This is a genomic window from Ensifer sp. (genome assembly GCF_035999185.1).
In the GTDB taxonomy this organism is placed as follows: Bacteria; Pseudomonadota; Alphaproteobacteria; order Rhizobiales; family Rhizobiaceae; genus Ensifer.
On the sequence record NZ_DASYHB010000140.1, the window covers coordinates 70,986 to 82,810 of the forward strand.

Genomic DNA, 11,825 nt, shown 5'->3' on the forward strand with positions numbered 1-11,825 from the left:
GGTTACTTCGATCGTCACGGCAGCCCGCTTGAAACGCGGGCTGCCTTTTCAGTCAAACCTGGATCAGAACGGCGAATCCGGGAAGTAGAAGTCCTTGGCATTGTCCTTGGTCACAAGCGTCGCATCGATCGTGTAGACGCCGCGGACCGGAACCTGGCCATAGAAATTGGCGACGGTCATCTCGAGCGCGGTACCGACCATTGCCGGCGGATAGAGCACGTCGACCGGGATCATCTTGTCGCCGTCCATGACCTTCTTGATCATTTCCTTCGAGCCGGCGCCGGCAACGACATACTGGATGTCGGTGCGCTTTGCCTGCTCGATCGCCTGCAGAACGCCGACAGCCATGTCGTCGTCCTGGCACCAGACCACGTCGATCTTCGGGTACTTGGTCAGATAGTCCTGCATGACCTTGAAGGCATCGTCGCGGTTCCAGTTGCCGTACTGGCGGTCGAGAACCTTGACCTTGGAACCTTCGATGCCCTTGTCGAAACCGTCCTGGCGCTGCTGGTCGATCGGGATCGGCAGGCCGCGGATGACGACGACTTCGGCTTCCGGTGTCGTTGCCTTGATGTATTCACCAGCGACCTGGCCGAGCGCCGGGTTGTTGCCGGCGACGTAGAGATCGCGTACGGAGTTGTCGTTGACGCTCGGCGCCCGGTCCACGAGGGCTACGAATGTGCCCTTACCCTTCACTTCCTTGATGGCGTTGACCAGCGGATCCGGGTCGGTCGGCAAGATGACGAGCGCGTCGATCCCTTGCGTCTCCAGGTCCTGCACGGCATTCGCCTGGCTCGCCGGATCGGGCGAGGTCTTGACGATGACGTTAAGGCCCGGGTTGCGCTCCATCAAAATCTTGGCGACCCGCTCGGCATGGAAGACCACACCGGCCGTCCAGCCGTGGTCGGCGGCCGGAATGGAGACGCCGATCGTCACCTTCTTTTCCTCCTGCGCATGCGACACGCCGGAAAGCGCGGTCATGGCTGCGAGCGTCAGGCCGAATAGCTTGTTACGCATTAAGTTCCTCCCAAATATCAGGTCAGCCTGTTGCAGGCCGGGAGACCTGTGGACCCGGCCGTCTCACGATTTCCGCACCAGCGAGCGCTGGACGAGCATCGCAATGATGATGATCGCGCCCTGGATGGCCCCGATCAGGTATTCGCTGATGAAATTGGACAGCAGCATGATGTTGCCGACCAGCTCGAGAATGAAGGCGCCACAGATCGTGCCCCACACACGCCCTGCGCCGCCTTTGAGCGCCGTTCCGCCAACGACGACGGCGGTGATCGCCTGCAGTTCCCAGAGAATGCCCGTCGTTGCCGAGGTCGAGCCAAGGCGCGGCACATAGAGGAGAACGGCAACTGCCACGCACAGGCCCTGGATGACGAAGGCGATCGTGCGCACGCGATTGACCGAGATGCCCGAGTATCGCGCGACGTCGCGATTGGAGCCGACGGCGACCACGTGCCGGCCATACCGGGTGCGATAGAGAATGAAGGCAGCGACCGCAGTGACCGTGAGGATGATGACGATCGGAACCGGCACGCCGGCAATCGTGCCGAAATAGGCGGGCCGATACATCTCCTGGAGCTCGGGCTCCTTGAGCGTGATCGCGCCGCCCTGCGAGAGCCACGTCGTCAAGCCGCGATAGATGCCCATCGTGCCGAGCGTCGCGATGAAGGGCTCGATCTTGCCGACGGTCGTGATCAGGCCATTGGTGAGACCACAGAGCGCACCGGCGACGACGGTGAAGAGGATCGCCGCCAAAAGCATCAGCACCGGATCGGCGATCACGCCGGAGTTCATGAACAGGATCATCAGGCTGGCGATGAAGGCGACCATGGCACCGACGGACAGGTCGAGATCCCCCGACGAAATCACGAAGGTCGCACCGACCGCGATGATCGCGATGAAGGCGCTGCGGGTGGCGACATTGGCGAGGTTGTTGATGCTGATGAAGTTGGGGTTGACCAGCGCCCCGACAAGCAAAAGCAGCGCCAGCGCCACGAATGGCGCCACGGCCCGCAGATCAATGTCACGCCAGCTGCGGCGGCGGATCGCCTCCTGGCTGCCTTCCTGGTTCACGCTCATATCCAATCGAACCTCCGTCCCATTTTTCGGGATTATCAATGTTCTCGGCGCGCGCCCGCGCGACGCCGGTGCCGCCTCAAGCTGCCGTCTTTTTCTTCAGGCCGGCCGCATAGCGCATGATCTCCTGCTCGGAGATCTCGTCCCCCTCGAGGATGCCGGCGATGTGCCCCTCGCGCATGACCACCACGCGGCTACACAGGCCGATGACCTCCGGCATCTCGGACGAGACGACGATGATCGAGCGGCCGTCCCGGGCGAGCGCCGAAATGAAGTGATAGATCTGCTGTTTGGTGCCGACATCGATGCCGCGTGTCGGCTCGTCGATGATGATGATGCCGGGGTCGGTCTCCATGACCTTAGCAAGCAGCAGCTTCTGCTGGTTGCCACCGGACATGCGTCCGGCGACGACCCTGTCGTCCCTGACGCGAATGTCGAATCGACGGCGCGCCTTGACGAGGGCAGCCTCCTCACTTCCCGGATCGAGGTAACCGAGGCGGCTGTGACGGCCGAGCGACTGCAGCGTCAGGTTCGCCATCATCCCGGCATTGAGCAAAAGCCCCTTGGCCTTGCGGTCCTTGGTCATATAGGCGAGACCGGCCTTGTTGACCGCATGAACATCGCCGGACGGCACCGGCTGGCCACGAACCAGCACCTCGCCGGCCGTCCGCGCGCGCAGCCCGACGATCGCCTCCATCAGCTCCGTCCGACCCGAGCCGATCATTCCCGAAAAGCCGATCACTTCGCCGCGACGGACCTCGAAGCTCGCATCACGGACATAGCCGGTCGATACCTGCTCGACCCTGAGCACGACTTCCTCATCAACATCCGGCTCGCTCTTTGCGGGATAGAGGCTCGACAGCTCGCGGCCGACCATGAGCTGAGCGATCGCCTCCCCATCGAGTTTGGACGTGGGCGACGTCTTGATCCACTGACCGTCGCGCAGAACGGTCACGCGGTCGGTCAATTCCATGACCTCATCCAGCTTGTGCGACACGAAGACGAAACTTGTCCCCTTGTCACGCAGCTTGCGCACCAGCCTGAACAGGAAGTTCGTTTCCTCTCGCGACAGCACCGCGGTCGGCTCGTCCATGAAGACGACACGCGCGTCGCGACTGATGGCCTTGGCGATCTCGACCATCTGCTTTTCGGCAATCGACAGCGAGCCGATCATCGCATTCTCGTCGACATGCGAGCCGAGAAGATTGAGCACGCGACGCGTCTCCGCGCGCATGAACTTGCGATCGAGAACGCCGAAGCGCGTAACCTCGCGCCCGAGAAAAAGGCTCTCCGTGACCGTCAGGTGTTCGGCGAGATTAAATTCCTGATGGATGATGACGATGCCGAGCGCTTCGGCCGCTCCATTTGGCGGCAGCTTCGTCGACTTACCATCAAGGAGGATCTCGCCCGAGGTCGGCTGCTCGAAACCGGATAGGATCTTCACGAGCGTCGATTTGCCGGCGCCGTTCTCGCCCATCAGCGCATGGATTTCGCCCTGGCGTAGCTCGAAGTCGACGCTGAACAGCACCTGCACGCCGCTGAACGACTTGCTGATACGGCGCGCGGACAGCACGACGGGAGCCCCGTCGACAACTTCCGTGGTCATTCTCCCCTCCCTGCGGCCTCCACCGCTTTTTTAAAGATGTAAACCTTTACACTCGCCAATGTAAAGGTTTACATCGTTTACAGCAGACAAATTTTTCAGTGCACGCGTTTGACCATCGAGCGTTCGTGTGTAGTGTCCCTCGCAACAAAACCGAGGCCGACCTTGTCAAATTCCACGCCCGCAACCATTGAAGACGTCGCACGGATCGCCGAAGTGTCGATCGCGACGGTTTCGCGGGCCATTCACATGCCGGAAAAGGTCGCCAATTCGACCCGCCTAAAGGTCAACCAGGCGATCGCGATCACCGGCTACACGCCCAATGCAATGGCGCGCAGCCTGAGACTTGGCCGGTCGAACATGATCCTGGTGGTCGCGCCCGATATCGGCGATCCGAACTTCTCAAGCATTCTGGTCGGCCTCGAAAACGAAGCGCGCGCCCACGGCTACGGCGTGCTGATCGGCCATACTCAGAACGATGCCCAGCGTGGATTGGAGTATCTGAAATTCTTCAACTCCAACCAGGCTGCGGGCATGATCCTATTCACAGGCATCCTGCCCTTCGGCCACCAGACCCTGACAGCGCGCCTGCCGCCGACGGTCGGCGTCTTCGAGCCGGTGTTCAACGGCGGCATTCCTTATGTCGGTGTCGATGATGTCGAGGGCGCGCGCAAGGTCGTCGACCTGCTGATCTCCGAAGGTCACCGTCGGATCGCCTTCATCGGCGACTCCAGCACGCGCCTTGCCTATGGCCGCCGCCGCTCGGGATACGAGGCGGGGCTCGCGGCGGCCGGAATCCCGCTTGCGCGCCAGTTGATCCTGGAAGGCGACGGAACCGTGGAGAGCGGCCGACTGGCGCTGGAACAGCTCTTCATGCGCGACGACCTTCCAACCGCCTTCATGTGCGTCAACGACCAGACTGCCCTTGGGGTTTCGCTCGGCCTCAAGGCGCGCGGCTACGATATACCGGAGGACTTCTCGGTCACCGGTTTCGACGACGTCCCGCAGGCAGGCTTCATGTCGCCCTCGCTGACGACCATCCGCCAACCGCGCACCGCAATCGGCAAACATGCCATGGCGCTGCTCCTGGAGATGCTCTCGGATCGGACAGCCTCGGAGACCGAAATCCTGCTCCGGCCCGACCTGATCGTCCGCAACTCCGTCGGCCCGCCGCCCGTGCGGCGCTGGCCATGACACTTCTCGGCCTCACATTGCGATCAACACGGGACGCATTGTTCGTCTCAGCCGCGGTCACAAATCGAATGAGCAAGCCGTCGTCTATGATGAATCCGGGGAACATGTCGACACCTTGGACACTCCCGGGCAGCGTGGGGCTCCGCCCATTGCCATCACAGCGCGAGTATTCGATTGCCCGCGCATCGCGCGATGCATAAGGTCCCGGGGCGACGCAGAATTCAGCCAGATGAAGGTTGCGGTTGCCGCCGCAAGCCGTGTCCCCGAAATACCCATAAGGTCAAGAACGAAAACCATGACAGTCGCCGTCCCCACCTTGACGCGTCCCAAGACGCATCTAGCCGTGCTGGTCATCCTGGGTCTCACCCATCTCCTCAATGACCTGATGCAGTCGCTGATCCCGGCCGCCTATCCGATTTTGAAGGACGCCTACGCGCTGGATTTCGTGCAGATTGGCATGATCACCATGACCTTCCAGATCGCTGGGTCGCTGCTGCAGCCGGCGATCGGCATGGTGACGGACAAACACCCAGCACCCTATTCGCCGGTCGTGGGGATGATGTTCACGCTCTCGGGACTGGTGAGCCTCGCTTTCGCCCAAAGCTATGCGGTGATCCTCGTTTCAGTCGCGCTGATCGGGATCGGATCGTCCATTTTTCATCCGGAAGCGACGCGCATGGCGCGTTATGCGGCCGGCGGGCGACAGGGATTGGCACAAGGCCTGTTTCAGGTCGGCGGCCAGGCGGGGGGCGCGCTCGGCCCGGTCTTTGCCGCACTGATCATTGTCCCCTGGGGACAGTCGAGCCTCGCGTGGTTTGCGGTTCTCGCGCTGATGGCCATGGCGCTTCTGGTCTGGATCGGTAGCAAACAGCGGGAGATCAGCGCCGCATTCATGGCGTTGCGGGCAGACGGCAAGAACGCCGCCGGCGGCGCCCGTCATGCGCCAGCGACGATCGCGGTGGCCCTGGTGGTCCTGACATTGTTGATGTTTACCAAGAACGCCTATGGCGAAAGCTTCCGCTCGTTCTACACCTTCTACCTCATGGAGAAGTTCGGCCTTTCAATCCCCTCCGCGCAGATGATGCTATTCATCTTTCTTCTGGCTTCCGCCGCGGGCGCGCTGATCGGAGGCATCGTCGGCGACCGCATCGGGCGTTATCGCATCATCTGGATTTCGGTTTTGGGGCCGCTTCCGCTAACGCTAATCCTGCCGCATGTCGACCTCTTCTGGACGGGCGTTCTGACAGTGATGATCAACCTGATCATGGCGAGCGCGTTCGCGTCCATCCTGATCTACGCCATCGAGTTGCTGCCGCACCGGATCGGCCTCATCGGTGGGCTGTTCTACGGTTTGAATTTCGGACTAGGCGGCATCGCTGCCGCGCTTCTCGGAATCCTGGCCGACAGCTATGGCGTCGAAACGGTCTACTATGTCTGCTCGTTCCTCCCGCTCGCGGGGCTCCTGGCGTGGTTTCTTCCAAGGATCGAAGAACGGCACGCTTGACAGCCGTCTTCAGAGATCCGGATACGGGAACCGGTGCGTGGGCCGTTATGGAAAACCTGCCTGCGGGCCTGCCCGATCCGGCGGATCGAGATGGAGCCAAAGCGGCCTGTGCTCTATGGTTGACGATGATCGGTGCATCGGTCGCGACAGGTTTTGCATGTTGCTGACAGCAGACGGCGTCGGGATGGGGCGTCGCGGCTTCGCCCCAGCTCCTCAGAGGGACCCGTCAACGATGACGACCGGACGGCCCAGCGAACAGGCTTCGACGCGGGCCTCGACCCGATAGACCGAGCGCAGCATGTCCGCCGTGATGACATCGCGGGTCGGGCCGCTCGCCAGTACCGAGCCACCACTGATGACGATGGTGTCGTCGCAGTAGCGCAGCGCATGATTGAGGTCGTGCAGCGCGATCAGCACCCCCATGCCCGCCTCGGCTGACAAACGTTTCATGAAACCGAGCACTTCGATCTGGCGAAAGAGATCAAGCGCCGAGGTCGGCTCGTCCATCAACAGCACTTCGGGCTTGCGCACCAGCGCCTGGGCGATCGAGACCAGCTGCCTTTGTCCGCCGGAAAGTTCGCCGAGACCGCGAAAGGCAAGGTCGGAAATGCGCAGTTCCGAAAGCACCCGGTCGATTTCCGAGAGTTCGGCGTCCTTCACCTTCCAGCCAGAGCCCTGCTTGGCCGAAAGCAGCACGGATTCGTAGACGCTGAGCACCGCGTTGGCGCCGGTATCCTGCGGCATGTAGCAGATGCCTTGAGGCCCCTTGGCCGCATCCGACAGATGCACGGTGCCGGGCCCTGACGTCAGGCCGGCGATGCGCTTGAACAGCGTCGACTTGCCGGCGGCATTCGGGCCGATCACCGCCGTCAGCCCACCGCCGCGCAACACGCCGGTATTAACGTCGGATAGCACGACGCGGCGGCCGTAGTTCGCGCCGACTTTTTCCAGCGACAGGCTTACCATGCGCGCCTCCTGTTGGTGAAAATCAGCACGAAGAAGAAGGGTACGCCGACCAGTGCGGTGATGACCCCGATCGGCAGCACCGCACCGGGTATCAGCATCTTGCTGACGACGGATGTGACCGACAGCAGGAGCGCGCCGCAAAGCACCGAAGCGGGCAGGAAGAAGCGCTGGTCCTCGCCGACGAGCATGCGGGCGATATGCGGCCCGACGAGACCGACAAAGCCGATGGTACCGACGAAGGAGACGGGGATCGCCGCAAGCAGGCTCACGGTCAGCATTGCCTCCAGCCTCAGCCGGCGCACGTTGATACCGAAGCTCGCGGCCTTGTCGTCGCCGAGCCGAAGCGCGGTCAGCGCCCAGGCGTGCCGCGCAAAGAGCGGAACCGCAAAAAGAAGTACGGCACCGGTGATCCAGACCTTGGGCCAGGTCGCCTTGGTCAGGCTGCCCATCGTCCAGAAGACGACAGCGGCAAGGGCCTGCTCGGAGGCGAGATATTCGAGCAGCGACAGCGCAGCGTTGAAGGTGAAGACGAGCGCAATGCCGAGCAGCACGATGGTCTCGACCGTCACACCGCGCATGGTGGAGGCGAAGTGGATGAAGAGCGCTGCGACCATCGCCATCAGGAAGGCGTTGATCGGCACCATGTAGTGAACCGCAACCGGGAAGATCGCGATGCCGGCGACAAGACCGAGTGCAGCTCCGAAGCTTGCGGCCGCGGAGATGCCGAGCGTGAAGGGGCTTGCCAGAGGATTGGCAAGGATCGTCTGCATCTGGGCGCCTGCAACCGACAGCGAAGCGCCGACCGTGACCGCCATCAGCGCGATCGGCATGCGGATGTCCCAGATGACGACGCGCAGCTGGTCGCTCACCGTGTCGGCGCGAAAGAGCGCCGTCAGCACGTCCGAAAGCGGATAGTTCGCTGGGCCAAGCGCCATGTCGACGGCGATCGACGCCAGAAGTGCGGCGACGAGACAGAAGATCAGCACCAGGCGGCGCAGAACGAGGGCGCGGTAGCGCCCCCGTCCCTCGGCCCCAGCGATTGTTTCAGCCCTTGTTTCGGCCAATGCAACCATCATTGCCCATCCTTCGGCAGAGAAGCGAAATAGCCCGGACGATAGGCGACCGGCAGGAACTTCTCGTGGAATTCGCGGAACGTCCGGTCCGGATCGAGGTCGGCAAAGAGTTCCGGATGGAACCACTTGGCGAACTGCTGGATCGGCATGAACTCATAAGGCGCGCCGTAGAACTGGTGCCAGACGGCGTGGACGTTGCCTTCCTTCACTGCCTTCAGGCCAGGAAACCCTGGGCGTTGCATCAGGCCGCGCAGCCGCTCTTGAGCCGCGGCCGCATCGGCCCCGCGTCCGACGCTGACGAACTGGTTGAGATCGGATTCTGCCGACCAGTTGCTGCCGGTGATGATGACCTGGTCCGGATCGCTGACGATGAGCTGCTCCGGGTTGAGGTCGCCGAAGGTGCCCTTGATCACGTCCGAGCCGATGTTATGTCCGCCCGCCTGTTCCACCATCGCGCCGAAATTCGCAGGACCGAAGGTGCGGCAGCAGACGACGTCCCCGGTGATGCCGGGAGAGCGCTCGATGAACACCTTGGGGCGGGTGATCGCACCGGCCTTTTGGAGGCGATCGGTGACGACCGCGATCTGGGTATTGCGGTATTCGATGAACTCCCGCGCCTTTTCTTCGGCGCCGAAGAGCTGGCCGAGGATTTCGACGGACTTTTCGCTGTTGGCAGCCGGATCGACGCGGAAGTCGAGATAGACGACCGCAATGCCGGCGGCAGCGGCCTTCTCGATGAAGCCGGATTCCTCGACCGCCTTCTGGGCCTCAAGGTTCAGCGTCAGCACATCGGGCTTCAGCGCGATCGCCGCTTCGAGGCTGAAATCCCCCGAGGGGATGTAGCCGAAGCGCGGCAGCTTTTCGATTTCAGGGAAACGCTCGACATAGGCCGCGTAGGAATCCGGGTCCTTCTTCAGAAGATCGTCGCGCCAGCCGACGACCGTGTCGAAGACGTGTTCGCCCTTGAGTGCCGCCGCCACGTGGATCTGCCGCGCCTCGCCAAGCAGGATGCGCTTGGCCGGCAGTGCGATTTCGACCTTGCGGCCGGTGACATCGATGATTTCCGCAGCGCTTGCGGGCAGTGCCACCAGCATGATCGCCGCGAGCATCACTGACGCGATTGTCCTGAAGTTCGGCATCGTCATTCCTTCTTCGGCCGCAGCCTTGGGGCCTCCCGTCCCCGGCTGCCAGCACCGTTATTTGGTTGAGCTCAACGAGACGAAGTAGCCGCTCTTGTAGGGAAGCGGCAGGAACCGCTCGTGCAGTTCCTTGAAGGTCGCGTCCGGATCAAGATCGGCAAACAGATCCGGGTGCAGCCACTTGGCGATCTGCTGGATGGCGACGAACTGGTAGGGGTTGTTGTAGAACTGGTGCCAGATTGCGTGAACCTGCCCGTCCTTGACCGCCTTGACGCCGGTGAAGGCCGGACGCTTGGTGAGGTTTTCCAGCTTGCGCGCCGCTTCCTTCTCATCGGCACCATAGCCGACGCCCACCCAGTTGCCGCCGGGCACGTAACCCTGCCAGTTGCCGCCGGTGATGATGATCTGGTCGGGGTTGGAGGCGATGATCTGCTCCGGATTGACCGTTCCGAAGGTGCCGGGAATGATGTCCCTCGCCATGTTCACGCCGCCGGCGAACTCGACCATCTTGCCGAAATTCTCGTTGCCGAAGGACATGCAGCAATCGTCGGAATAGCCACCGGCGCGCTCAACGAATACGAGCGGCTTCTTCGGATTGGCCTTGGCGAGAACATCGGTGACCCTGGCGATGCTGTCGGCGCGGAACTTGATGAACGCCTCGGCCGTCTCTTCCTTGCCGAGCAGCTTGCCCATCAGCCGCATGCTCGGCTCGGTGTTTTCCATCGGCTTTTCGCGGAAGTCGACGTAGACGAGCGGAATGCCGACCTTGGCGAGTTTCTCGATGTAGCCGGCCTCTTCCGTCGCCGTCTTGGCATCGACGTTCATCAGGACGACGTCGGGCTTCAGCGCCACCGCCTGCTCGATGTCGAAGGTGCCGTCCTTCATGCCGCCAAAGGTCGGAAGCTTGGCGATGTCAGGGTATTTGGCGAGGTACGCAGCGTAGCTTTCCGGGTCGGCCTTGGAGAGATCGTCACGCCAGCCGACGACGTGCTTGAAGGGGTCTTCGCGATCAAGCGCACCCAGGAAATAGATCTGGCGGCCTTCACCGAGGATCACGTGCTCGACCGGCACATTGACCTCGACCTCGCGGCCCGTCACGTCCTTCAATTTTACGACATCAGCGAAAGCCACGCCGGAAAAAAGCACGCAAAAGCCCGTGGCGGCCATAGCCACCCTGTTGAAAAACCGCATTGTTTTCTGCTCCGCTGGGAAAATCGTGGCGATCTAATGTTTCATGACTTTATTAGTCAACATTTATCTTTTAGAACGCCTCCAAACAAAGATGGGCGCAACGGCATGAGCGACGCACTGGATCGCCAGAACTACAACCTCAGGGATGAGATCAAGGCCTACTGGTCGGCGCGCGCCGCCACATTCGACCTGTCGCCGGGCCATGAAATCTTCTCAGAAGACGAGCGCGCCGCCTGGCACCGCTTGTTTCTGAAGCATCTCGGTCCGGGCAATGGCCGCGCCGCCCTCGATCTTGCCAGTGGCACTGGCGTGATTTCCCATCTGCTCGACGATCTCGGCTTCAAGGTGCAAGGCCTGGATTGGGCCGAGCCCATGCTCGAACGCGCCCGTGAGAAAGCAAGGGCCCGCGGGCGCACCATCCGCTTCGATGTTGGCGACGCCGAGAATACCATGGAGCCCGACGGCCGCTACGACGCCGTCGTCACCCGGCACCTCGTGTGGACGCTGGTCGACCCGGCCGCAGCCTTTCGCGAGTGGCTCCGCGTCCTGAAGCCCGGCGGCACGCTGCTCGTCGTTGACGGCGACTTCGTCAACACGACGGCGCTCGAACGGCTTTTCTCGAAGCTCAGCGTCTGGGGTCAGCGTCTGCGGTTGGTTGCGGCTGAGACGGCGGTAGGCACGCCGCAAATGATGGAGACCCATCGCAGTATTCTCTCACGCGTCCACTTCTCCAGCGGCGCACGAGCCAAGGACGTCGCCACTCTGCTCTCCGATGCCGGCTTTGCCCATGTTCGCATCGATACCGATCTGCGCGACATCCACCGGAGCCAAGCGAAGAACTGGAACCTCTTCAAAGGCTTGGCACGGCAAAGCCAGCATCGGTACGCCATCAGGGCGACAAAGCCTTAGCGGCTCCCGAAGTCTCGAAAGCAAGCCACCTGGTTCAAATCTTGACCGAGGACACAATCGGCGTTGATGATCTGTACTCATGGATCAGAGCGCAATGTTACCGCAAGGCAGAACGTCCAGTCCGTCTCCGTGGAGCCGGAAAGGAACCTATCCTTGCT

Annotated in this window: 10 protein-coding genes; 3 read left to right on the plus strand and 7 right to left on the minus strand. The window is 62.1% G+C overall.

The features are described 5' to 3' along the window. Positions 1–63: 63 nt before the first annotated feature. From VGO04_RS18165 to VGO04_RS18175, 3 genes are all read right to left on the minus strand, one after another. On the minus strand, positions 64–1,017 hold the full coding sequence (locus tag VGO04_RS18165; protein WP_327497368.1) for a substrate-binding domain-containing protein: 954 nt from the start codon (positions 1,015–1,017) through the stop codon (positions 64–66). A 63-nt stretch (positions 1,018–1,080) separates the two neighbouring features. Next, a complete protein-coding gene (locus tag VGO04_RS18170; protein ID WP_327497369.1) occupies positions 1,081–2,091 on the minus strand; it encodes an ABC transporter permease in 1,011 nt (336 codons plus the stop codon). A 76-nt stretch (positions 2,092–2,167) separates the two neighbouring features. Next, positions 2,168–3,694: a sugar ABC transporter ATP-binding protein gene (locus VGO04_RS18175; protein WP_327497370.1), complete on the minus strand. Its 1,527-nt coding sequence runs from the start codon at positions 3,692–3,694 to the stop codon at positions 2,168–2,170. 162 nt (positions 3,695–3,856) lie between these two features. Here VGO04_RS18175 and VGO04_RS18180 point away from each other — a divergent pair, with 162 nt between their 5' ends. Both VGO04_RS18180 and VGO04_RS18185 read left to right on the plus strand, forming a co-directional pair. Further along, positions 3,857–4,885, plus strand: coding sequence for a LacI family DNA-binding transcriptional regulator (locus VGO04_RS18180; protein ID WP_327497371.1), 1,029 nt, complete (start codon positions 3,857–3,859; stop codon positions 4,883–4,885). 295 nt (positions 4,886–5,180) lie between these two features. After that, the gene (locus tag VGO04_RS18185) at positions 5,181–6,389 is read left to right on the plus strand and encodes an MFS transporter (RefSeq protein WP_327497372.1); all 1,209 of its coding nucleotides are present in this window, start codon (positions 5,181–5,183) and stop codon (positions 6,387–6,389) included. A 213-nt stretch (positions 6,390–6,602) separates the two neighbouring features. Here the strand turns inward: VGO04_RS18185 and VGO04_RS18190 are convergent, their stop codons facing one another. From VGO04_RS18190 to VGO04_RS18205, 4 genes are read right to left on the minus strand one after another with little or no spacing between them, the layout of a single operon-like run. Next, positions 6,603–7,355 carry an ABC transporter ATP-binding protein gene (locus VGO04_RS18190; RefSeq protein WP_327497373.1) on the minus strand — a complete coding sequence of 251 codons (753 nt, stop codon included), beginning with the start codon at positions 7,353–7,355 and terminating at the stop codon, positions 6,603–6,605. Continuing rightward, complete coding sequence (locus tag VGO04_RS18195) at positions 7,349–8,428, minus strand: FecCD family ABC transporter permease (RefSeq protein WP_414650565.1); 1,080 nt, start codon at positions 8,426–8,428, stop codon at positions 7,349–7,351. The genes VGO04_RS18190 and VGO04_RS18195 overlap by 7 nt, the downstream gene beginning before the upstream one ends. Then, positions 8,428–9,567, minus strand: a complete 1,140-nt coding sequence (locus tag VGO04_RS18200) for an ABC transporter substrate-binding protein (protein WP_414650566.1) — start codon at positions 9,565–9,567, stop codon at positions 8,428–8,430. Before VGO04_RS18200 ends, VGO04_RS18195 begins: the two co-directional genes overlap by 1 nt. 57 nt (positions 9,568–9,624) lie before the next feature. Further along, positions 9,625–10,758 carry an ABC transporter substrate-binding protein gene (locus VGO04_RS18205; protein ID WP_327497376.1) on the minus strand — a complete coding sequence of 378 codons (1,134 nt, stop codon included), beginning with the start codon at positions 10,756–10,758 and terminating at the stop codon, positions 9,625–9,627. Between the two features lie 105 nt (positions 10,759–10,863). On the opposite strand from VGO04_RS18205, the gene VGO04_RS18210 reads away from it, so the two are divergent. Further along, a complete protein-coding gene (locus tag VGO04_RS18210) occupies positions 10,864–11,667 on the plus strand; it encodes a class I SAM-dependent methyltransferase (protein WP_327497377.1) in 804 nt (267 codons plus the stop codon). Positions 11,668–11,825: the final 158 nt, after the last annotated feature.

Excerpts from the sequence above, each read along its gene's own strand:
- VGO04_RS18165 (WP_327497368.1), bottom strand. The coding sequence starts at position 1,017 with ATGCGTAACAAGCTATTCGGCCTGACGCTCGCAGCCATGACCGCGCTT.
- VGO04_RS18170 (WP_327497369.1), bottom strand. The coding sequence starts at position 2,091 with ATGAGCGTGAACCAGGAAGGCAGCCAGGAGGCGATCCGCCGCCGCAGC.
- VGO04_RS18175 (WP_327497370.1), bottom strand. The coding sequence starts at position 3,694 with ATGACCACGGAAGTTGTCGACGGGGCTCCCGTCGTGCTGTCCGCGCGC.
- VGO04_RS18185 (WP_327497372.1), top strand. The coding sequence starts at position 5,181 with ATGACAGTCGCCGTCCCCACCTTGACGCGTCCCAAGACGCATCTAGCC.
- VGO04_RS18190 (WP_327497373.1), bottom strand. The coding sequence starts at position 7,355 with ATGGTAAGCCTGTCGCTGGAAAAAGTCGGCGCGAACTACGGCCGCCGC.
- VGO04_RS18195 (WP_414650565.1), bottom strand. The coding sequence starts at position 8,428 with ATGGTTGCATTGGCCGAAACAAGGGCTGAAACAATCGCTGGGGCCGAG.
- VGO04_RS18200 (WP_414650566.1), bottom strand. The coding sequence starts at position 9,567 with ATGCCGAACTTCAGGACAATCGCGTCAGTGATGCTCGCGGCGATCATG.
- VGO04_RS18205 (WP_327497376.1), bottom strand. The coding sequence starts at position 10,758 with ATGCGGTTTTTCAACAGGGTGGCTATGGCCGCCACGGGCTTTTGCGTG.
- VGO04_RS18210 (WP_327497377.1), top strand. The coding sequence starts at position 10,864 with ATGAGCGACGCACTGGATCGCCAGAACTACAACCTCAGGGATGAGATC.